Raw genomic sequence first — 22,101 nt, 5'->3', positions numbered from 1 at the left:
GCATGAGCTTGACTCTTATCGCGCTCGCGGCGGCGGCTGCCGCGACGCACAGCGTTCAGATCGACCATGGCGGGACGCCGGTGCAGGCGACTTATACCGCGCGGGCGGAGTTCCGGACCAAAACCATCGGCGCCAGAACCCCGAACCGGATGGATATGCAACGGTGCCAGTGGACCGCCACGATCATGGTCGACCGGGCGTTGAGCCATGGACCGGCGCTGAGCCGCACCGTTTCGAGCGACAAGCAGTTTTCGGGCAGCGAGCATGGCGCCTGCACCCCCGGCCGCCAGCCGGGCGAGCGCAATCTGGCGCAGCATGAGGGCAAGATACGCGAGCATCTGGCGGCGGTTGCCGAACAGGATCGCGCTCCGTTGCTGGCTGAGCTTGATGCCGTTCGCAGCCTGGCGTCGAACTGAGATGCGGGGAGCGATGGCGTGCGGGATTTTGCTGTGCGCCAGCGCTTCCCCTGCCCTTGCGCAATATGGCGACGGCGTTTCCGCGACAGTCGAGGTCGCCAGCGAGGAGCGGCGCCGGGGGCTGAGCTGGAGCGACGGCGATCCGGTTGTGCGCGGATCGGTTTCGGTGGCTGTGGCGGAGGGGCTGAGCCTCGATGGCACGGCTGTCTCATTATGGGACAGCGCCCGGCATGGCGGGGCGGATGCGGCGGTCGATCTGGGCGCAGCTTATGGGCGGCAGATGGGCGGGTGGCGGCTTTCGGCTGAGGGGCGCTATCATCTGTTCCCAGGTGCTTCCGGGCAAGGCTATGGGGAGATCGGCGTGGGCGCGGGGTTCCTGATCGGGCCGGCCAGCGTCGATTTCAGCGGGAGTTATGCGCCCCGGCAATCGGCCATCGGCGGGGATAATCTCCATCTGTCGGCTTCGGCGGCGGTGGGGGTGCCGGGGACGCCCCTGACGGTTTCGGCCCGGCTTGGGCGGTCTTCGGGGAATGTGCGCGATCCGCTGCGGGCAGCGCGGTTGCGGCCGGATGGCGCTTATTGGGACTATGGGGTTGGCGTCGAGTATCTGAAGGGGCGCTGGATTGCCGGGCTGCGCTATGCGGATAGCAGCATCGATGGGCCGGGGGCGCGGCATGCCGGAGCTTCTTTGATCGGACGGGTCGGGTTTAGCCTTTAGCGATGCCGTGCCTGCGAAGGCATTCGAACGAGACAAGTGGCTCGTGAGAACCGAGTTCCATCGGCGGGACTGGGCTCCTGCCTCCTCAGGAGTACATTATCGTGATCGTGGGTCAGGGTTTCAGCGCCAACGCCACCAGATCGGCGGAGGAGACTCCGGCGGAACGCAGGAAGCCCTGATAAAAATCACAGCCTTCGCGGGAAAGAAGGTCGAGTTGCTGTTCGGTCTCCACGCCCTCCGCTATCACGCTGAGGCCCAGCGATTTGGCCATGTGGATCACGCCGCGCACGATGATGCGGTCCCGCGCCGTGCCCGCGATGTCCTGCGCCAGACCGCTGTCGATCTTCAAATAATCGAGCGGCAGGCTCTTCAGATAGGCGAGGCTGGAATAGCCGGTGCCGAAATCGTCCACCGCCACGGCCAGTCCTTCGGCGCGCAAGGCCGTCAGCAGCGCCGTCGCATTGTCGACATCTTCGATCAGGCCGCTTTCGGTGATCTCCACCGTCAGGCGCGAGCGGGGAAAGCCGCTGGTGTCCACCAGATTGAGGAATTGCGGCATGAAGCCGGGCTGGGCGATGTCCTCCGCCGTGACGTTGATCGACAGGCGCAGATGAGACAGCGCACGCGGCCAGGCGGCGGCCTGACGAAGCGCTTCGGCCTGAATATGCGCCGACAGCGGGAGCATATAGTCGGACCGCTCCGCCGTGGCGAACAGCATCCCCGCGCCCAGCGCGCCATATTGCGGGTGGTTCCAGCGGGCCAGCGCCTCGACCCCGATCATATGCTCGCCGCCGACCGGATATTGCGGCTGGAACAATATGGCGATCTCGCCGCGATGGAGGGCCAGGCGCAGATCGGTTTCCAACTGGTCGGCGTCGACCTGACGGCTGCGCTTTTCCGAGGAGAAGATGCGGATGCCCTCCCCTCCCCCGACCCTGGCGTCGGCCAGAGCGGTGCCGGCGCGGCGGATGAGGCGGGTCGCGTCATCGTCGGCGCGCGACTGGGCGATGCCGCAGCGGGCGGTCAGGCGGATGAGATGGTCGCCTGCGCTGAACGGACGGCCTATGGCGCCGATAAGCTGGCGGGCAAGGAAGGTCGCCTTTTCGGCGGCGGCGGCCTCCCCGGTCAGGCCGATCAGGAACTCCGTCCCGGCGATGCGCGCCACCATGGCTTCGGCGGCCATGTCGACGGTCATGCGCTCGATCCGGCGGGCGATCCGGCCCAGCAGCGCGTCGCCCACCATCTGGCCATAGGCGGCGTTCATCCGGTCGAACTGGCTGATCGAGAGCAGCAGCACCGTGGTCGCCAGCCCCTTGCGCCGTTCGAGCCAGTCGAGCGCCGCCGGGCGCGAGCGCAGGCCGGTAAGGTCGTCGCGGCCCGTCTCGTCATGGCCATGGGCGTCGGACAGCCATTCCACATCCGCCGCGACCACGCCGTCGATCAAGCGCAGATGATGGACCAGCCGGTCGCCGGGACGGCCCGGCGCGGCATGGGCGAAGGCTTCGGGACGGCCGGATCGCATCATGCCGCGCAACGCCGCGATCACCGAACGACGTTCCGATCGCGGCAGGCGGCGGATGAAACCGGCCGGATCGATGCTCCGTCCTTCCAGCCCGAGATGGCGGGCAAGATTGTCGCTGAGGCGGATGCCATCCCCCTCCCTCTCCCAGAACAGCGCATCGCCGCGCCGGATGCGCTGGGCCCGCCGGCTGTGCGTCGCGCCGCCCACCAGCCGGTCGACCAGCCGCTGGGCCGAGGCGAGCGTGGCGCACAGCTCGCCCAGCGCGAAAGGCGCGGCAAGGAAATGCGTGGCCCCGGCTTCCAGCAGGCGCGGCACGGCGGCGATGTCCTGCGCGTCGACCAGCGCGACCAGCGCGCCGCCGCCTGCATCCACCGCCGGAACTAGCGATGCGATCAGGCGGACGTCGCCGTCGCGCGCGCCGCGCATGTCGACCAGAGCGATCTGCGCGTCGCTGTGGAGGAAGCGTTGCGCGGCGTCGGTGGCGCGGCGGGCGGCGATGGCCCGCCAACCGGCGGTGCGCGCCTGTTGCGACAGCCCGTCGCGGTCGCCCGGCGACAGAATGAAGAGGCTGCGCTGTCCGTCCAGTGCGGTCTCGCCGCTCACATGATGCTCCCCGGGACGGCCCATCGCCCCCTCTTAATCCCTATCGGTTAGCGACCCGTTTACATTGTCGCAACCGGGTGACGCTTGCGCGGGGCAGGTCCATCGCCTAGCTAGGGCCTATGGAGAAGGTCGATAAGCAGATGGTCGATCCCGGGCGCGCGGCCTTGACCGACGCGCTTGGCCGCCGGATCAGCTATTTGCGGATTTCGGTGACGGACCGCTGCGACCTGCGCTGCCGCTATTGCATGGCGGAGCGGATGACTTTTCTGCCGAAGGATCAGGTGCTGACGCTGGAGGAGATCGCGCTGCTGGCCGACCTCTTCATTGCGCGGGGCGTGCGCAGAATCAGGCTGACCGGCGGCGAGCCGCTGGTGCGGCGCGACATTGTCGATCTGGTCCGCCGCATCGGACGGCATCTGGGCGAAGGGCTGGACGAGCTGACGCTCACCACTAACGGCACGAGGCTGACGCAGCATGCGCAGGCGCTGGCCGATGCGGGCGTGCGGCGGATCAACGTCAGCCTGGACAGCCGCGATCCCGACCGCTTCGCCCATGTGACGCGCAACGGTGACATCCGGCTGGTGTTCGAGGGGCTGGAGGCGGCGCGGGCCGCCGGGCTGGCGGTGAAGATCAACATGGTGGCACTCAAGGGCGTCAATGAGGATGAGATCCTGCCGATGCTGCATTGGTGCGACCGCCAGGGCTTCGACCTGACGCTGATCGAAACCATGCCGCTGGGCGAAACCGGGGAAGACCGCACCGATCATTATCTGCCGCTGACGAGCGTGGCCGAAGCCATCGGGCGGCAGCATGCGCTGACCCCCATCGCGCACCGCACCGGCGGACCGGCGCGCTATCATGCGGTCGAGGGGCTGGGCGTGCGGCTGGGGCTGATCACGCCGCTGACCCGGAATTTCTGCGCCGACTGCAACCGCATGCGCATGACCTGCGAGGGCAAGATCTTCATGTGCCTGGGGCATGAGGATCATGTCGACCTGAAATCCGCTTTCCGCGAGGGCGGGGCGGCGGCGGTGGAGCCGCTGATCGACCGGGCGCTGCGGTTGAAGCCGGCGGCGCATGACTTCCGCATCGGTGCGGGCGCCGCGGCGGCGGTGCGGCGGCATATGAGCGTGACCGGCGGATGACCGAAGAGGTTCGGCGCGCCCTCGTCGCCTCCCCCAGCCCGGCCGCCAAGGCGGCGGAGGAGAGGCTGCGCGCGACCTATGACTTCGTGCCGGTCGAACAGGCGGACATGATCATCGCGCTGGGCGGCGACGGCTTCATGCTCCAGACGCTGCACGCCATGTTGGAGGGACGGCGGATTTTGCCGGTATTCGGCATGAACCTGGGCACGGTCGGCTTCCTGATGAACGAATGGCGGCTGGAACGGCTGGAACAGCGGATCGAGGCGGCCAAGCCGTTCAAGGTCAATCCGCTGCGCATGACCGTCGATACGGTGGATGGGGAGCGATTCTCCATCCCCGCCATCAATGAAGTGTCGCTGCTGCGCGAAACGCGCCAGACCGCCAAGCTGGAGGTGAAGGTCGACGAGCGCACCGTGCTGCCCGAACTGGTGTGCGACGGGGTGTTGGTGGCGACGCCGGCCGGATCGACGGCCTATAATCTCTCCGCCCATGGGCCGATATTGCCGCTGGGATCGGCGCTGGTGGCGCTGACGCCGATCAGCCCCTTCCGTCCCCGGCGCTGGCGCGGCGCGATTCTGCCGGAAAATACCGCGATCCAGTTCACCGTGCTCGATCCCGTTAAGCGCCCGGTCAGCGCCGTGGCCGACCAACGCGAAGTGCGCGACATCGCGCAGGTCGAGGTGAAGATCGACCGGGCGACGCCGCTGACGCTGCTTTTCGACCCGGAACATACGCTGGACGACCGGATCGCGGCGGAACAGTTCATCGCGTAAAGATTCCGTCATTTGGCGCTTGCCATTGCCGGAAAGCCGCTGCTATAGGCGCGGCCTGCCCGGCGGAAGCCAGGCCGCTCCCCGATAGCTCAGCGGTAGAGCATTCGACTGTTAATCGAATGGCCGTAGGTTCGAATCCTACTCGGGGAGCCAATTTTCATCCGGCGGCTGAGGCCCGGAAATCCCCATGATCATGCGGCAGCCTTACGCGTTCGCTCGGATTGCGACATGGGCTTGTTTCGGATCGGGATTGTCATTCATTTTTTTGAGGCGCGAGGGTTTCCAGACCCTTGCCATTTGCCGAAAGCCGCTGCATATGCGCGGCCTGCCCGGCGGAAGCCGGGTCGCTCCCCGATAGCTCAGCGGTAGAGCATTCGACTGTTAATCGAATGGCCGTAGGTTCGAATCCTACTCGGGGAGCCACATTTTCCAAGCTTTCAGACCGCCTCGCAGATTCTGCGGACGAAGCGCTATCACCATTCATGGAAAGTCGCGAACAACGCGCTGGGGGGCCTGAGCGCCGTTCGGAACCAGCAGGTAAAGCGGCTTTCCGCATCTGGCGATTACAGGCAGAAAGGCCTTGCGGGCCAAAGCGGATGCACAGTCGGCCAAGGACTGCCGATCAGAATGAGCGGACCACATCTGTCATGACGGAAGATTATGATGCCATCGTCATCGGAGGCGGCCATAACGGCCTGACGGCGTCGCTCGACCTGGCGCGGGCAGGATGGTCGGTGCTGCTTCTGGAAGCGCAGGCGGCCGTGGGCGGAAGCGCGACGACGGTCGACTCGCGCATCGGCGGCTTTCGCTACAGCCCCCACGCCAACTGCTTTCTCTTCGCAGATATTATGCCCGACCGGATTGCGCCCAGGACGTTACGCGTGCCCATGCACCAGCCGGAGGCGCAGCTTGGCGTCGCGTTCGCGGATGGCCGGCCGCCGGTCATTCTTCACCGCCCGGACCTTCTGTCGCGGACGGTTGAAAGCTTCGCGGCCTATTCCCGGAAGGATGGCGCCACCTATGCCGAGCTCAAGCGCCGCTCCGCGCCTTTAGGGGCCGTCATCCGGAACGGCTTATATCATGCGCCGGACCCGCAATGGTTTGCGGGACAAGCCGATGCGGTGCGAAAGGCCTATAAAGGCCATTGCGGGAGAGGTCCGCTCGGACAAGGCAGCGCGCGAACCCTGATCGACCAACTGTTCGAGGCACCTGAGGTTCGTATCCTTCTCTATCACCTCGCCACCGAGACGGGCGTCGGGTTGGAGGAACGCGGCAGCGACATCGCCTTTCTTGGCTATTCATTATGGATCGCTGGACGTTGGCGCCTCCCGCTGGGCGGCATGGGAGCCTATGCGGAAGCGCTGCGCGAGGCAGCGATCGCTTCGGGAGTCCGGATTGCCGGGTCGACTCCGGCGCGCCGGATCATGGTGGACGCTGGGCGCGCCGTCGGCGTGGAGACGGCGGACGGCGCAATCATCGGCGCGTCCCGCGCCATTCTGGCGGCGGTTCCCTTGCTGGACATGTTCGACGCCCTGCTGGACGCCGAAGCCATTGCGCCGGGCATGCGCGACGAATTGGCGGCCTTCCGGCGGCAGCGGCCCGCATCGATCGCAAGCACCGTCTTCTGCCTGGCAGGGCAACCGCGCTACAAGTCGGCGCAATATGATCCCGACATCGATGCCTGTCTCAAAACGGTCGTGGGGCATGAATCGCCCGCCGATGTGCTGCAACAACAGGCCGACCTGCGCGCCGGCCTGCTGCCAAGGCCAGCCGGCGTGGTCCGCGTGCACAGTCTCTGGGATCCGCCGCAAGCCCCGCAAGGGCGGCATATCGCGGTGGTCGACAGCAATTTTCCGGCCACGGACATCATGGACGCGGATAAGTGGAACATGGTCGAGGCGGCTTTCCCTCGGGCGTTCCTGGACATGTGGGCCAGCTACCGGTCCGACCAGGCCGACCCGCCCTTGGCGATGTCATGCGATCTCTCATCGTCCTTCGAGCGGCGCATGCTCATGAAAATGGGCGCGGCCCAATATCGCGGCGGTCTGGAGGGGCTCTATCTGGCTGGCCCGGGCATCTATCCCGGCGGCGGCGTCCATGGCGCTTGCGGCGCTAACGCTGCCCACGCGGTTTTGACCGATCATCGCGCGCATTCGAAGACTCGGTCTGCGGGGACGGCCAAAGCATTCCGGCGCTGAGACGCCCGCTTCGTCAAACGACGGAACGGCCGCCGGCCGGCAACGCCCTATTCCTCACGATTCCCCGGCGGCATTCCGCTATGCTGCGCCCCGCAAATCTCGGCCTTCGCGGGACTGATTTCGCTTGCGCCGCCCAGTCAAAGGAACTTTTTCTGAATAATAAAAATTGGATTTGATAAAAAGAATATTTTATGGCAGACCCATATTCGAAAGAGTGCGCCATTCCAGCGCGCCGAACAAGGAGGGGAAGATGCCCAAGAAATGGCTTTCGTCCGTCGCAACAATGGCCCTGCTGGCCGGCGGCGCCGCGCATGCGCAAGCGACCGGAGGCGACGCGTCCGTCGTGCCTTCCGGCAGTGATTCGACGGTCAGCGACATCGTCGTCACCGCGCTCAAATCCAGCCGCTCGGTCCAGTCGACCCCCGCGACCGTGACAGTGGTCGACCAGACCAGGCTCGCCATCGCGGCGGTCTCCAACCTGATCGACATTGCGAAGGTCGCCCCGGCGCTCAACACATCCGTTTCGCCGGACGCCTATCAATTCGTCGCCACGATGCGCGGCCTGGGGTCGCAGCCGGGCAATCCGTCCTTCGACGCTTCGGTCGCGACCTATCTCAACGGCGCCTTTCTGGCGCGGGACCGGGAATTGAGCGTATCGCTGTTCGACGTGAGCACGATCGAGGCGATCAGCGGCACGCAGGCCGCGCTCCTCGGCAAGAACAGCAGCCTGGGCGCGATCAACGTCGTCACCGTGAAGCCCGGAGATAAGCTGGCCTTCAGCGGCCGCTACGAACATGAATTCAAGCTCGACTCCGACCGTATCGAGGCTGCGGTAGACCTCCCGCTTTCGGACGCGTTCAAGGTTCGGGTCGCAGGCTTCTACGAAAGCCGTGGCGGCCCCCTGCGCGAAGTCATCAGCGGCCAGGAACAGCGCGACCGCACCGGCGGCGGGCGCATCACGGCGGTCTGGACTCCCTCCGATCGCCTGGACGTCACCGCGATGGGCCAGATTGTCAGCGGCGTTTCCAACGGACCCAACACCCAGCAGATCGTGATCTCGGGCACCGCGCCCGAGACGCTCGCCGCTTCATTCGGCTTCCCGAACAGCATCACCACCCAATATGGCCGTTCGGCGCAATATTCGCCCGCGCTCGGCCTGACGCGGCACGGGACGCTGAATGCGCGGCTGGGCGTGTTGACGGCCAATTACGGGATTGGCGACGGAACGCTCACATCCCAGACCGCTTATTCCAAATCGCGGGCGAACCTGACGCAGAACAGCACCTATCTGCCCGGCGATGCCCTGCTCGCCTTCATTCCGGACAAGTCGCGGCAGTTCACCCAAGAACTGCGCTATGCGTCCGCGGTCGGCTCCCGCTTCGATTATATCGCCGGCATCTTCTATCTGAAGGGGCATTATCGGCAGGTCCAGACGCAGGCCGCCGACTATCCGCTGGGAACGACGCCGATCCCCTTCCCCGTCACCGGGACGAGCGCCACCAATTTCAAGCAGACCAACGAGGCGATTTCCGGTTTCGCGCAGGGCAATTACCACATCACCGATCCGCTGACCTTCACGCTCGGCCTGCGTTACACCCGGGAAAAGAAGACCGCGGATCTCTCACGCGATCTGGTCGTTCCGGGGACCTATTCGCTGTTCCTCGCTCCGCCGGTCGCGCCCTTCACCCTTTCGGCGGTGACGAAGAGCCTCGATGGATCGGTGGGGCTGACCTATAAGCCCAGCAGCGACATCCTGCTCTACACGACCTTTGGGCAAGGGACGAAGCCGGGCGGTTTCGCGACCGCCGTCAGCGATCTTACCCAAGCTTACTATAAGCCGGAGCGCGCACGTACGGCGGAGGTCGGCTTCAAGCTGAGGCTGCTCGACCGGCGTCTCACATTGAATGGCAGCTATTTCCATACGCGGGTGCGCAACTTCCAGGTCGTCAATTTCGACGGCCAGAATTTCGTCGTCTTCAATCAGAATGTGGCGAGCGACGGTTTCGAGTCCCAGGTGAATTGGGAAGCGTCCAGGAACCTGCATTTCTACTGGAACAATATCTACGCCAACGCCCGCGATGCGCGGACCGGCGTGCGCATTCCCTACGCGCCGCGCTGGTCCGGCCTGGTCGGAGGCACGTGGGAGCATGATGTTTCCAGCAGCCTGCGCGCCGAACTCGACGTGAATATGGACTATCGATCGAAGGTGATCTCGCTGACCGAAGTCAAGGATGTCCCCTATCTGACGCCGCCGCTCGCCGCCTTGCACCGGCTTAACGTCAGCATCGGCGTCGGGGGCGAAGACAAGAGCTGGAATCTGCGCCTGATCGGGCAAAATCTGACGAACCAGCATGTCTATGGCTTCGCCTTCCCGATCCCCTTCGTCGCCGCGCCTCCAGGCGAGCAGAGCAGCCTTGGCGTCCCGCTGAATCCCCGGACGATCAAGCTGCAATTCAGCATCAAGATGTGAAGCCGAGAGCAGATAGGAGAAAATATTCATGCGGCAGGCAACGCCCCATCATCGCCTGGATTGTGTCGAAAGCATCTTCCCTTTCCTATCTGCCTCCAGGCGATCATGGCCGTGCCACGGCGCGGCGCGGAGGCGGAACTGACCATGGCGACGCTGCTGCCCGACGCGCCGGTGCTTGATCTCGACCTGTTCACCGACGCAAGCCTTCAAAATCCCTTCAAGGATTATCGGACCATCCGCGACGCTGGCCCCGCCGTCCGGCTGCGTCGGCCCGATGTCTATGCGATCGGCCGCTTCGCGGACGTCCAGGCGGCGCTGAGGGCGTCCGACCGGCTGATCAGCGGCGAAGGGATTGGCTTCAATGACGGTTGGAATAGCGCCGGACGGGGAACGAATGTCATCCAGACGGACGGCCCCGTCCATGCGCGCATGCGCACGACCATCATGCGGCCGCTCGCGCCCGCCAAGCTTCGCGAAGCGCGCGACGGGCTGAAGCAATTGATCGTGAAACGCGTCGACGGCCTGCTGGGCATGGGGCAGTTCAACGCGATGAAGGCGCTTGCCTCTTTCCTGCCGGTCGAGGCCGTCTCGCATCTGGTCGGCCTTCCGGAAAGCGGGCGGGAGCGCATGCTCGATTGGGCAGCGGCGACCTTCAACCTCATCGGTCCGGACGTCGACGAGAAGGACGTGAACGTCTGGGCAGAGGCGCGCGCCTTCATGGCGAGCCTCACCCCTGCGAACGTTCGAACCGGCAGTTGGGCCGGCGATCTGTTTGCCGCGGTCGACAGCGGCAAGCTGTCGATGGTCGAAGCCATGTCCGCGATCAGCGCCTATGTCTTCCCCAGCCTGGACACGACCATTTTGGCGAAGGGGCATCTGCTGCATGATCTGGCGACCCATCCGGAGCAATGGACCCAGTTGAAGGAACGGCCCGACAAGGTTCCCGCGGCCGTGCTGGAAAGCGTGCGGCGCAATTCGGTCCTCCGCTGGTTCGGGCGCGTGGCGACCGAGGATTATGATGCGGGCGGGACGATCATCCCCAAAGGCTCGCGAGTGATGCTGCTCTATGGCTGCGCCAACCGGGACGAGCGGCGCTACGAAAATCCGGACCGGTTCGACATTGATCGCGACGCCCGCGATCAATTGGCCTGGGGCACGGGGCCGCATATGTGCGCGGGCATGCATCTGGCGCGCCTTGAAATGGAAGTCATGCTGGAGGCGCTGATCGAGGCGGATGCGACCTTGATCGCGGGAACGCCTGTAGCGGGAGTCAATCGCGGCCTGTTCGGCTATATTGATCTGCCGCTTCGGCTTGAAGGCAAGCGCGGCGGGACAAGCTGAAGGTTGGGGATGCCATCTATGAACCTGCAAGACTATGAATCGTCCGATCCTGCCGCGGTTGCGCCGGACTCGCCCCCTTCCTTCCAGCCTGGGCCCGTGCGTCTTCCGATGCCGGGATCGATGCCGCCGCTGGAGAGCAAGATCGACTATGAAGCGCTTCGGCAGCGCCGCATGGCCGAGGTCGATGAGGAGACGATGCTCATCAACCTGCCCTTCGGCACATTGCCGCCGGGAGTCGAGCCCGCCCCATGGCCTGACCCGCATGTCCTGGCCCCCGGCCTGAAGGCCTGGAACGTCGACGTGCCCTGTCCCGCCGGGCCTTTGCCGATGCGCATCTACATGCCGGAGAAGCGGACCGGCCCGATCGGCCTTTACCTCCACACCCATGGCGGCGGCTGGGCGGGATTCGACGGCCTTGACAATTGCGACACCCAGAACAGCAGCTACGCGCTCGATTGGGGTTGCGCCGTCGCGCAGCTCGACCATCGCGTTTCCTGGAAAGCGAAGTTCCCCGCGCAGGTCGAGGATTGCTTCGCGGCCTATCAATATATTCTGGAAAAGGCGGACGAACTTGACGTGGATCGGACCAGGATCGGCATCGGCGGGGGATGCACTGGCGCGAACATCGCAACCGTCGTCTCGCTGATGGCGCGCGACGCCGGCATCCAGAAACCGGCGGTGCAATGGCTGTGGACGCCGGTCTTCGACACCCGGAACAACACCGCCTCCTACGAGGAGTTCGCGAACTACAGCCTGACCCGCGACGTGGCGGAGTCGGTGACGCGCCTCTATTTGCGATCCAAGGAGGACACATTCGACTGGCGCGCATCACCGATGCTGGTCCCATCCGTGGAGGGGCTGTCCCCGGCTATCATCTGGGCGGGCGAGTGGGAAATCCTTCGGGACGAATCCCGCGCCTTTGCCGCCCGGTTGCGCGAGGCGGGGGTCGACGTGACCTATATAGAGGGGCAGCAACAGCCGCATGCGGGCATATACGGGATCAATCCGAAAACCGGGCAGCCCACCCGCTATTCGCAGGAAACCCTGCCAAAGATCAACGCCCTCATGCGCAACTATATCGGCCCGGACAGCTAAAGCGGATACCAAGGTCGCGTGGACAAATTCGGAATGTCGGGAAATGGCCAATCCAAGACATTCCCCTCCCGCAGGCGGGAGGGGTTAGGGGTGGGTGCGAGCGCAGCGAGCTTCCAGCTTAGCCGTTGAAAATCGCCGCTGATGTCGCGCCAGCCCACCCCCTAGCCCCCTCCCGCCTGCGGGAGGGGGAATGTCCTGAATCCACCCAAATCAGTCCAGCGAGCCTTGGAATTTGCCACGCCGCCTAGGGCCAATCGACGTGCAGCCCCGACGGCCTGCCAATGGCACTTGTATGTGCTTCCGGCGCTCACATACTTCGAGTGCGCTGCATTCCGGGTTACGGAAACCACCATTTTCGGTTCACCCTGAACTGAATGTCGATCGGTCCTAACCGTAAAGGGCCGCATATTCGGCGGCATAGGGGGCGTAGCTTTCCTTGATCGACGCCAGGTTGAGCAACATCTCAGCGACGCGTTTCCGGGTTCCGGGGCGGTACAGGGTGGAGCGCATCCAGACGCTCTCGGTCCGGCGGCTGCTCGACAGGAACACGACCTCGCGCTCAATGTCATAGTCCTCACTGACATGAATAGGCCCATCGTGGAGCCGGATTTCCTGATCGGCAAACAGCCCCACGACCGGCCCCCGCGCAGGATAACCATCGTCCCGCGCCGTATATTGCATGAGGACGCTGATCATCTCCATCGGGACGATCGGCCGCTCGAATCCGTTGCCGGCCTTCTCATAGAGCGGCGAGGGTTCGGTGATCCGCATCAGCTTCTCCGCAAGAGTGAAGGGATATAGAGCGCCCATATGCTGGTCGAAATCCATCCGCACATGATTGCGCGGGGTGCGCTGGCCGATCCTGGCATCGGCCAGGATCACCGGATCGGTGAGCGGCGTGAGCTCGTCGAGACGCGCATCCAATGCGGAGGCCGGGAAATCCGGGCCGACCGAGGCTGTGCCGCGCAGGATTTCCGTGCCATCCTCCCGCAGCATCCAAATTTCGGCCAGGGCGCCGCCCGCCTCCGGACGACGCAGATAGGCTCTCACCAGCTCGCCCTCGAACACGGGCGCGCGATAATGGGCCGAGAGGCAGCCATGGGTGAGAAAGCGATCACCCCAGACCGCGCATGCGAGCGGCGCGAATTGGCTGAAATGGGTCGGTCCTTCGATCGTGCCGCCCTTGAAGCCGATCGCCTGGGCGGTGGCGTCATCATGGATCGAGGCGTGGCCCCCGTCATCCTGCACGGCCAGCATCTGCCGCGGCGCGCGAAACGGCCCGGCCAGCACCCCTGCATTCTCCTCCAGGGAGGTCGCAAACAGCATTGGTCTCTCCTTCAAACCTTGTCCATTCCATCGGCGGCCGGCATTGCGGCTTCCGCCCTTCCCCGCTCCTGCCGCGTCGGCAGAGCCGACTGCCCCCGCGCCCCGCCTTGTCCACGAAAGCGCCCGGCCATCGCCACATAATCTTCCAGGCATTCGGGATTCGCCATCGCCGCGGGCTCGACGATCCGGCTGAGCGGCGCGCCTTCGAACAGGCGTTTGACGGGAAGCTCCAGCTTCTTGGACGACAAGGTCCGTGGAATGGCGCTCGCGAAGATCACCTCATCCGGGACGAAGCGCGGCGACAAGCCTGTCCGGATCGCGTCCTTGATCCGGCTGACAAGGGCTTCGCCCGCATCGGAAGAGGCCGCGGGCACGATGAACAGCAGCAACCGGCTGTCATCGCCCTCCATGCGAACGTCGATCACCAGGGAATCGACGACGCCGTCCAGCCCCTCGACCGCCGCGTAGATTTCGCTGGTGCCCATCCGGTGCCCGGCGCGATTGATCGTCGCATCGCTGCGCCCGAAAATCTCGCAGCTTCCGTCGGGCAGGATCTTCAGCCAATCGCCGTGCCGCCAGACTCCTTCGAAATGTTCGAAATAGGATTCGCGATAGCGCGCGCCATCGGCGTCTCCCCACAGGAAGAGCGGCATGTTCGGCATCGGTTTGGTGCAGACCAGTTCCCCGACCTCATCGACGACCGCAACGCCATTCTCGTCCCAAGCCTCGACCGCCGCCCCGAGCTGGCGGCATTGCAGCCGTCCGGGAGCGGCCGGCAATTCGGGATTGCCCGCGCAGAAAGAGCCGCAAATGTCGGTGCCGCCGGAACTGTTGAACCACCAGATGCCGGGCCTTCCAGCCTCCGCCAGACGATCCGAGATCGACGTCTGGACTCCGGCGGGTAGAGGAGAGGCCGTGCTTCCCAGGGCGCGAAGCGCGGAGAGATCACCGACGGCGCGGAAGTCGACCGCCTCCTTCTCGCATAATGTATAATATTGCGCGCCGGAGCCGAAGAAGGTGACGCGGTTCCGTGCCGCGAAGCGCCAGAGCAGCCCCCAGTCGGGCGCCTGGCGAGCGCCGGTCGGGCTGCCGTCGAAGATGCAGATGGTCGTTCCGCTCAACAGACCGCTGACCTGCGAGTTCCACATCATCCAGCCGGTGGAACTGAACCAGTGGAAACGCTCGCCGGGCGTGCGCGCCTCATAGCTCGCGCCAAGATCGGAGTGGAGCCGGGACGCTGCCGCGCCAAGCAGGATGCCGCCATGGCCATGGACCAGCGCCTTGGGCTTTCCGGTCGTGCCGCTTGAATAGACGATCCAAAGCGGATGATCGAACGGCAGCCATTCAGGGTCGGAGGCTTCGTCCATGGACGGACTTTGCGCCAGCATGGAATCGAACGCGATCGCATCGTCGATCGTGCCCACGGCATGCCCGGATCGAACCAGCACGAGGGCTTCCAGACTTGGCAAGGCTTGCCGCAATTGTTCGACCGTCTCGGTCCGATCGATCGCCTTTCCGCCATAATAGACGCCGTCCGTCGCGATCAGGACGCGCGGTTCGATCTGCCTGAAGCGGTCGAGAATGGCGGGCACCCCCATGTCCGGCGCGCATATCGCCCAGATCGCGCCGATGGAGGCGCAGGCAAGGAAGCTGATGATCGCCTCCGGCCGGTTGGGAAGATAGGCGACGACGCGATCCCCCTTGCCGACGCCCAGCGCGCGGAGGGAGGTTGCGAAGGCGGCGACGCGGTCGCGAAGCTCGGGCCATTCAATGGTTTCAACCGGTCCCCGCTCATCCTCCGCGATGATGGCCGGATGTCCTGCGGCATGGGCCCTGTCGACATGGCGCAGGACGTGCCGCGCATAATTGACTTGCGTCCCCGCGAACCACCGCGCCCCCGGCATCCGGTCCGTTTCGATGATCGCCGTGGGCGCGCTGGGGGATTCGATGCCGTCGAAATCCCAGACCGTTCGCCAAAATTGCGCCGGCGCTTCGACCGACCAGCGATGCAATGCCTCGAAATCGGCAAAGGCCTGCCCCGCCGCCTTGCCCGCCTGCTCGCGGAATATCTTCATCAGCGGCATGCGCGTCATTCAGATGGACTCCTTGGGATAGGCGGCCAGGTGGTCGCGCATGGCGCGCTGGAAGGCCGGCCGATCGGCGCAGCGCGCCATATAGGCGCTCAGCACCGGATATTCCGCGACGAGCGGCGTGTGCCTCAGCATATCGAGCACGCTGCGCATCATGATGTCCGCGCCGGTGAAGCGCCCCACCAGATAGTCCTTACCCTCAAGCGCTTCGTTCAGTGCCGACAGGCGCATCTGGACAACCTTTTCCGTCATCGGGCGGATTTTCTGATCGGCGTCGCGGTCGATCGGAAAGAAGTCGATGCGGCCAAGCGTTCCGACCGTCCATTCCAGCGTCGTCGCCGCGGCGCAGATCCAGGCGGTGGCCTGCGCTTTCCCGGCGCGGTCGCGTGGCAACAGCACGTCGCTGCGCTCACCCAGATGAAGGATGATGGCGGCGGATTCGAAGATGGCGAGGCCGTCTTCCTCGACAATGGCGGGGATTTTCCCGAACGGGTGGATTGCGCGATATTCGGCGCTGCCCAGCCCCTCCCGGCTGACGAGCCGCGTTTCATAGGGCAAGCCCGCCTCTTCCAGCGCCCAACGCGCCCGGATGTCGCGGACCGTGCCATGCGCGAACGCGTCATGGAAATTGCAGGCATAGAGGGTGATCATGGTTGCTTCCTCATCTTAGCCTTCGAAACCGACGAAAATGGCCGCCTCATCCACGGACCTGCGCCGCGAGACGACGGCATTGGCCGGAAAGCCGTCGTCGGGCCAACCCATCGCCACGCAGATCATGATCACCTGATCCTCGGGAATCCCGGCCTGTTCGCGAACGACCGGAGATTGCATCACGCCCTGGCTGTTGATCACGCAGCCCAGGCCACGCGACCAGGCGGCATTGACCAGCGCATTGGTGACAGCGCCGCAATCGAACGGCCCGATGTCGCCGCCATGGATGGAGCGATCATAGGTCACGACGATCGAAATCGGCGCGTCGAACTGGCGAAACCCCCGCAATATCCAGTCCTGCCGCCGTTCCTGATCGTGCCGGTCGATGCCCATCGCGCCGAATAGCTGTTTGGCGACCTCTACCTGCCGTTCGCGATGCGGCCCCTCATAGGCGCCGTGGCTGCGAAATTCGCGGGAATCGGGCACCCCGCCGAGCGTCCGCTCCGTATTGCCTGCGCGGATGCGCTCCAGCGGTTCGCCGGAGACGACGAAGAAATGCCACGGCTGCGTATTGTAGGAGGAAGGCGCGCGCATGGCGAGCGCGATCACCTCCTTGACCAAGTCCACGGAGGGGCGCTCTGGCCGGAAGCCGCGGATGCTGCGGCGACCGAGGACGACGTCGTCGAATGAAGGAATGACACTCATCAAAAGGCTCTGCCCATTTCAAGAAGAAGTGAAGGACAGCCTGCCCGGCTGCCGCTCGCGATCGGCCTTCGGCGTCATCCCCGCCTGGGATCGATCAGGAATTTCTCGCCCGTCGCCTTGCGCTCATAGGCCCGCAGCACGTCGGGTTGCAGGGCTTCGGCCAGTCCGATGACGCGGGTGTAGTTGCTGGCGAAGGTCGTCGTCAGTTCATCGACCACGCGCTGGCGCAATCGCTTCTCCACCTCCGGACCCGCTTTCCTGAGGAAGAAGTTCAAGAGCCAGCCGGAGACGCTCCACTCATAGCCGAGCGGGCGGCGATTGATGACGGTCGGTCCGAAATCCAATGTTCCATAGATATAGAGTTGCTTGAACGTGTCCGAGCCATAGCGGCTATATTCGGTCATCTTGCGCGCCGCCGCCTCTTCCATCGCCTGCAGGATTTCGGCGCCGAGGGTTCCGCCGCCGATGGGATCGAACGCCACGGTCGCCCCGGTTTCGGAAATGGCAGCGACAAGCCGCTGATGGAAATCATCGTCCCGCGAGTTGAGGACGATCTGGGCGCCGATCTCCTGAAGGACCGCGACCTGCTGCGGCGAACGGACGATATTGATCAGCGGAACGCCGTCAGCGAGGCAGATGCGCTGCACCATCTGGCCGAGATTCGAGGCGGCGGCGCTATGGATGATCGCCTTGTGCCCTTCCCTTCGGGCCGTCTCGACAAAGCCAAGGGCGGTCAGCGGATTGACGAACATCGAAGCGCCGTCGGCGGCGGTCGCGCCCGCGGGAAGCGGCGTCACGTCCTGGGCGCGGATCTTGCGATAATCCGCGTACATCGCGCCGCCCAGCAGGCCGACAAGCTTGCCCTCAAGACCCCTGGCGTTCTTGCCCGCCGCCACGACGGTCCCCGCCCCCTCATTCCCGACGGGCAGCGACTGGTCGATGCGGGCCGCCATGGCTTTCAACCGCGCTTCCGGAACGTCGAATAGGAGGCCGGGGCCCTCGCCCTCGACTTCGCGCAGGGTCGAAAGGTCGGCTGGCCCCAGCAACAGCCCAAGGTCGCTGGGGTTGATCGGCGCGGCCTCGACGCGGACGATGATCTCATCATCGGCGGGGTCGGAAATCGCCACCTCTTCGATGCTGAGGGTGAGCGTGCCGTTCCCGGCGATGGTGGATCGCAGTTCGCGCCCCTGGAAGGTCATTGTCGTCTCCGCTTGCAAGCGTTTTGATTGGGCCTCGCCGGAGCGAGGCGTGGCGCATCGGGGCGATGCCCGATGCGCCACCGCGCAACTGTCACTCGCCGCCAGCGAGCAACGGATGCTTGGGCCCCCACTGCGTTCCCAGAAGATCCTCGATATTGCCGGTCCCGGTCGGGTCGTCGGCCGTGTGCAGATCGCCGTCCGTCCAATGCTCCAACTCAAAGCCCTGCGGATCGCGCCAATAGTCGAAAATCTGACTGCCCAGCTTGTGCCGGCCGACGCCCCAGGCATGCTCGCGCTTGCGCTCCTTGAGATAGGAGTGCCCCTTCATGAGATCGTCGAAGCCGTCCACCTCGAACGCCGCATGGCCAAAGCCCGGCCCGTCCGGCGGCGCGATCATCGCCAGCGTGTGGTGGTCCGTCGGCGTCGCCCCCCTATCGACACGCATGAAGGCGCCGATCGGCGCGTCGGGTTCCACCTCCACCTGATCGGACGGGATCAGCCCCAGACGTTCTTTGTACCAAGCGGCGGAGGTCGCGAAATTCCCGACCATGATCATGGCATGGCCCAGCCGGCGGACATGCGACGGCGCCGCCTCGATCCGGACCGGGGCGCGCAGACGGCGGCGCTGGCCAAGGGAATTGAAAGGGGTCTCCTGCGGATAAGGCTCCGGCTCACCGAAGGTCTGATCCGCGATCACGTCGACCAGATTGCCGTCAGGGTCGGTGAGGCGGACGAAGACGCCGCCGCCCGGCGTGTCGGCGGTCTGCACCGACAAGCCCTCATGAGCGGCAAGCTGCTCCACATCGGCGCGCGATTTCGCCCGGAACCCCAGCCCGACGAAGCGTTTCTCGCCTTTCTCCGTGACGTGGACGAAGGGCGCGCCGTCGGTACCCTTTGCATAGAGCCTGCCGTCCTGCTCGACGCACTTCAGACCGAAGTCTTCGAGAAAGGACCGGATTTCGCCCAGATCCGGTGCCTGGAATCGAACGAAAGCAATATCCTCGACCTTGATCACACTCATAAAAACCTCCTGATGATTTCCAAGATTCCGGGCTGATTTTTCCAGGGACAAGGTCATGGGCGACGCCTTCGGGAGCGCCGCCAGCCGATCGCATCATGATGCAGCAGACGCCTTTTATGGCCGCCTCCTCTCCCTTTCCGCCTTTCTTCAGCCGGCGACGCCAGCCTTATGTTCAGCACGAGTTAAGGCATAAAACTATTTTTTTGCTATGCCAATAGTTTTTTCTGGCTTATGCAGTGTCTCGGAATTTGCGGGGGCCGGGACCGTCCGGCAGCCATAAGGGAGAATAGATATGCGACTGGTTCGGTTCGACACGGCGGGTATGCCGCGGCTTGGGGTGGTGCGGGGCGAAACGGTCGTGCCGCTGGATGGCCTGGCCGATCATTTTCCCACCATGCTTTCCATCGTGGCGGCCGGCGATGACGCGCTGGACGCCATCCGCGCCTTTGCGGAGGCCAATGCCGGCAGCGCTGTCCCGCTGGATGGGCTGAAGCTGCTCGCGCCCATCGAGCGGCCGGAAAAATTCTTGGCGATAGGGATGAACTATCGCAAGCATATGGAGGAAGCCAAAAGGCTGGGCGCGCCGGTTCCGACCAACCAGTTCTGGTTCAACAAGCAGACCAGTTGCATCGTCGGTCCCTTTGACGACACGGACCCGGGCGTCAGCGAAGCGGTCGATTATGAAGTCGAGCTGGGCGTGATCATCGGCAAGACGGCGAGGCATGTGAGCGTCGAAGACGCGAAGCATCATGTGTTCGGCTATGTCGTGTGCAACGATGTTTCGGCGCGCGACTGGCAAACGCATGCACCCACCTTCACGGTCGGCAAGTCGTTCGATACGCATGGGCCGATCGGCCCGTGGATCGTGACGGCCGACGAGATTCCCGATCCGCATGTCCTGGGGCTGCGCTGCTACGTCAATGGCGAGCTGCGGCAGGACAGCAATACGGGCGAGCTCGTCTATAATGTCTGGCAGCAGATCGCCTATCTTTCGACCGCCTTCACCCTCAATCCCGGCGACTTGCTGGCGACGGGCACGCCAAGCGGCGTCGGCGTGGCGATGGTGCCGCCGCGTTTCCTGCAGACGGGGGATGTCGTACGCTGCGAAGTCGACGGGATCGGCGCGATCGAGAACCGGGTGATCGCGCCGGCAAAGGCCTGATCGCCGTCCAGCGATGGCAACCATAAGAATAAGGTGTGGGGATGACTGATGTTCTGATCGTTGGCGCGGGGCCGGTCGGCCTTGCCGCCGCCATCGAACTGGGAATGCGCGACATTTCGGTTCTGCTGGTCGAGCAAAATGCGCGCGGGGGCCTGGCTCCCCGCGCCAAGACCACCAATGTGCGGACCCGCACGCATCTCAGGCGGTGGGGGATAGCCGGCCGGCTGGCGGAGGAATCGCCGTTCGGCATCGACTATCCGAACAATATGGTCTTCCTCACCCGGCTTGGCGAAGGGGGTCATGAGCTTGCCCGCTTTGCCGACGCGTTCAATGCCGCGCCGGTCCGGTCGGACCTCTACCCTGAACATGGCCAGTTCATTCCGCAATATAAGCTGGAGAAGGTCCTGCTGGAGAAAGCGCGATCGCTTCCTTCGGTCGAAATCCGGTTCGGCGCGCTCTTCGTGGATGCCGAGCAGGACGGAAACGGGGTGCGCTCGATCGTCGAGTTCGACGGCGAGCGCACCATGATCGAATCGCAATTCCTGTTCGGAGCGGATGGCGCGCGCAGCCGCGTGCGGGACGTCATAGGCGCCCGGATGGAGGGCAGGCACGGCATTGCGCGGGCCTATAACATCATTTTCAGGGCGCCGGGACTTGCCGATGCCCATCCCCGGGGTCCGGCCGCCATGTATTGGCAGGTGAGCACGCATGGCGTGAGCGCCATAGGCCCCATGGATCGCGACGACATCTGGTTCTTCATGCCCGGCGTCCCGCAGGACGTGACGCTGACGGAGGAGGAGGCGAAGGCCATGATCCGTCAGTGCACCGGAATCGACCTGCCTTACGAGATATTGAGCGCCGACGCCTGGTTCGCGAACGAGTTGCTGGCCGATCGCTATTCGGACCGGCGGATCATCCTGGGCGGCGACGCCTGTCATCTCCATCCGCCCTTCGGCGGCTATGGCATGAACATGGGCATTTCCGACGGGGTCGATGTCGGCTGGAAGCTGGCGGCGATGCTTCAGGGATGGGGCGGCCCGGCGCTGATCGACAGCTATGAGGCGGAGCGCAGGGCGGTGCACCGCGCCGTGATCGACGAAACCATCGGCATATTGAGCGCGGCGGCGGCACCGCTGCCCCCCGAACTGGATGACGACACGCCAGCGGGCGAGGCGGCGAGAGAAAGGCAGGGGGCCGTGATCCAGGCGACGCGGGGGCGGGAATTTTATACGCTCGGCACCGTGCTCGGCCTTGGTTACGAAGCCTCACCGATCATCCTGCGGGAAGATGCCTCCGCGCCGATCCACAGGCCGGAACATTATGAGCCGACGGCGCGCCCCGGCTATCTTCTTCCCCATGCCTGGCTGGCGGACGGCCGTTCCCTCTATGACTGCCTGGGCCAAGGCTTTTCGCTGCTGATCGGCGGTCAGGCCGATCCGGGCGATGTCAGCCAGGCGGAAGAGGATGCCCGTGCGCTCGCCATTCCGCTAGCCGTGATCCGGCCCGAAGGGATCGACGCGGCGCGGCTGTTCGGCGCGCAAATGGTGCTCGTCCGGCCGGACCAGCATGTCGCCTGGCGCGGGGACCGTTGGCGGAACGCCTTCCCGATCGTTACGGCGCAGCCGGGCTTCTGAGCAAAAATCTTGGCATCGGCTCTTTCATAGTG

Annotated in this window: 17 protein-coding genes and 2 tRNA genes; 12 read left to right on the top strand and 7 right to left on the bottom strand. The window is 64.8% G+C overall.

Annotation, left to right across the window (positions count from 1 at the left end; translation table 11 throughout):
* Nucleotides 1-2 precede the first annotated feature (2 nt).
* Nucleotides 3-416, top strand: a complete 414-nt coding sequence (locus HUK72_RS03345) for a hypothetical protein (protein WP_176595527.1) — start codon at nt 3-5, stop codon at nt 414-416.
* Nucleotides 417-429: 13 nt separating this feature from the next.
* The gene (locus HUK72_RS03340; RefSeq protein WP_255325604.1) at nt 430-1,134 is read left to right on the top strand and encodes a TorF family putative porin; all 705 of its coding nucleotides are present in this window, start codon (nt 430-432) and stop codon (nt 1,132-1,134) included.
* Between the two features lie 112 nt (nt 1,135-1,246).
* On the opposite strand, the gene HUK72_RS03335 is transcribed toward HUK72_RS03340, so the two are convergent.
* Nucleotides 1,247-3,283 carry a bifunctional diguanylate cyclase/phosphodiesterase gene (locus tag HUK72_RS03335; protein WP_218035902.1) on the bottom strand — a complete coding sequence of 679 codons (2,037 nt, stop codon included), beginning with the start codon at nt 3,281-3,283 and terminating at the stop codon, nt 1,247-1,249.
* 95 nt (nt 3,284-3,378) lie between these two features.
* Between HUK72_RS03335 and moaA the strand changes: the two genes are divergently transcribed.
* The 8 genes from moaA (at nt 3,379) to HUK72_RS03295 (ending at nt 12,281) form a co-directional block, all read left to right on the top strand.
* Nucleotides 3,379-4,404, top strand: coding sequence for a GTP 3',8-cyclase MoaA (gene moaA, locus HUK72_RS03330; protein WP_255325603.1), 1,026 nt, complete (start codon nt 3,379-3,381; stop codon nt 4,402-4,404).
* Nucleotides 4,401-5,177, top strand: coding sequence for an NAD kinase (locus HUK72_RS03325; protein WP_176595525.1), 777 nt, complete (start codon nt 4,401-4,403; stop codon nt 5,175-5,177). Before moaA ends, HUK72_RS03325 begins: the two co-directional genes overlap by 4 nt.
* Nucleotides 5,178-5,255: 78 nt before the next feature.
* Nucleotides 5,256-5,330, top strand: a tRNA-Asn gene (locus HUK72_RS03320).
* A gap of 195 nt (nt 5,331-5,525) precedes the next feature.
* Nucleotides 5,526-5,600: transfer RNA gene (locus HUK72_RS03315), tRNA-Asn, on the top strand.
* Nucleotides 5,601-5,824: 224 nt separating this feature from the next.
* Nucleotides 5,825-7,375 carry an NAD(P)/FAD-dependent oxidoreductase gene (locus HUK72_RS03310; RefSeq protein WP_176595524.1) on the top strand — a complete coding sequence of 517 codons (1,551 nt, stop codon included), beginning with the start codon at nt 5,825-5,827 and terminating at the stop codon, nt 7,373-7,375.
* A gap of 250 nt (nt 7,376-7,625) precedes the next feature.
* On the top strand, nt 7,626-9,845 hold the full coding sequence (locus HUK72_RS03305) for a TonB-dependent receptor (protein WP_176595523.1): 2,220 nt from the start codon (nt 7,626-7,628) through the stop codon (nt 9,843-9,845).
* A 105-nt stretch (nt 9,846-9,950) separates the two neighbouring features.
* Nucleotides 9,951-11,186, top strand: coding sequence for a cytochrome P450 (locus HUK72_RS03300; RefSeq protein ID WP_176595522.1), 1,236 nt, complete (start codon nt 9,951-9,953; stop codon nt 11,184-11,186).
* Nucleotides 11,187-11,204: 18 nt separating this feature from the next.
* Nucleotides 11,205-12,281, top strand: a complete 1,077-nt coding sequence (locus tag HUK72_RS03295; protein WP_176595521.1) for an alpha/beta hydrolase — start codon at nt 11,205-11,207, stop codon at nt 12,279-12,281.
* 387 nt (nt 12,282-12,668) lie between these two features.
* Here the strand turns inward: HUK72_RS03295 and HUK72_RS03290 are convergent, their stop codons facing one another.
* The 6 genes from HUK72_RS03290 to HUK72_RS03265 all read right to left on the bottom strand — a co-directional run bounded on the left by HUK72_RS03290 (nt 12,669) and on the right by HUK72_RS03265 (nt 19,273).
* On the bottom strand, nt 12,669-13,607 hold the full coding sequence (locus tag HUK72_RS03290; protein ID WP_176595520.1) for a hypothetical protein: 939 nt from the start codon (nt 13,605-13,607) through the stop codon (nt 12,669-12,671).
* Nucleotides 13,608-13,618: 11 nt separating this feature from the next.
* Nucleotides 13,619-15,700 carry an acetoacetate--CoA ligase gene (locus tag HUK72_RS03285; protein WP_176595519.1) on the bottom strand — a complete coding sequence of 694 codons (2,082 nt, stop codon included), beginning with the start codon at nt 15,698-15,700 and terminating at the stop codon, nt 13,619-13,621.
* Entirely contained in the window at nt 15,701-16,348 is a 648-nt protein-coding gene (locus HUK72_RS03280; protein WP_176595518.1) for a glutathione S-transferase family protein, read from the bottom strand.
* Between the two features lie 15 nt (nt 16,349-16,363).
* Complete coding sequence (locus tag HUK72_RS03275; RefSeq protein ID WP_176595517.1) at nt 16,364-17,053, bottom strand: nitroreductase; 690 nt, start codon at nt 17,051-17,053, stop codon at nt 16,364-16,366.
* 74 nt (nt 17,054-17,127) lie between these two features.
* Entirely contained in the window at nt 17,128-18,252 is a 1,125-nt protein-coding gene (locus HUK72_RS03270) for a zinc-binding dehydrogenase (RefSeq protein ID WP_176595516.1), read from the bottom strand.
* 91 nt (nt 18,253-18,343) lie between these two features.
* Nucleotides 18,344-19,273 (bottom strand): VOC family protein, encoded by a 930-nt coding sequence (locus HUK72_RS03265; protein WP_176595515.1) that lies wholly within the window; start codon nt 19,271-19,273, stop codon nt 18,344-18,346.
* 292 nt (nt 19,274-19,565) lie between these two features.
* On the opposite strand from HUK72_RS03265, the gene HUK72_RS03260 reads away from it, so the two are divergent.
* Both HUK72_RS03260 and HUK72_RS03255 read left to right on the top strand, forming a co-directional pair.
* Nucleotides 19,566-20,435, top strand: a complete 870-nt coding sequence (locus HUK72_RS03260) for a fumarylacetoacetate hydrolase family protein (RefSeq protein WP_176595514.1) — start codon at nt 19,566-19,568, stop codon at nt 20,433-20,435.
* 41 nt (nt 20,436-20,476) lie between these two features.
* On the top strand, nt 20,477-22,069 hold the full coding sequence (locus HUK72_RS03255; RefSeq protein WP_176595513.1) for an FAD-dependent monooxygenase: 1,593 nt from the start codon (nt 20,477-20,479) through the stop codon (nt 22,067-22,069).
* Nucleotides 22,070-22,101 lie beyond the last annotated feature (32 nt).

This window comes from Sphingobium sp. 15-1 (assembly GCF_013375535.1).
GTDB lineage: Bacteria > Pseudomonadota > Alphaproteobacteria > Sphingomonadales > Sphingomonadaceae > Sphingobium > Sphingobium aromaticivastans.
This window is presented reverse-complemented; position numbering and strand designations above follow the sequence as displayed.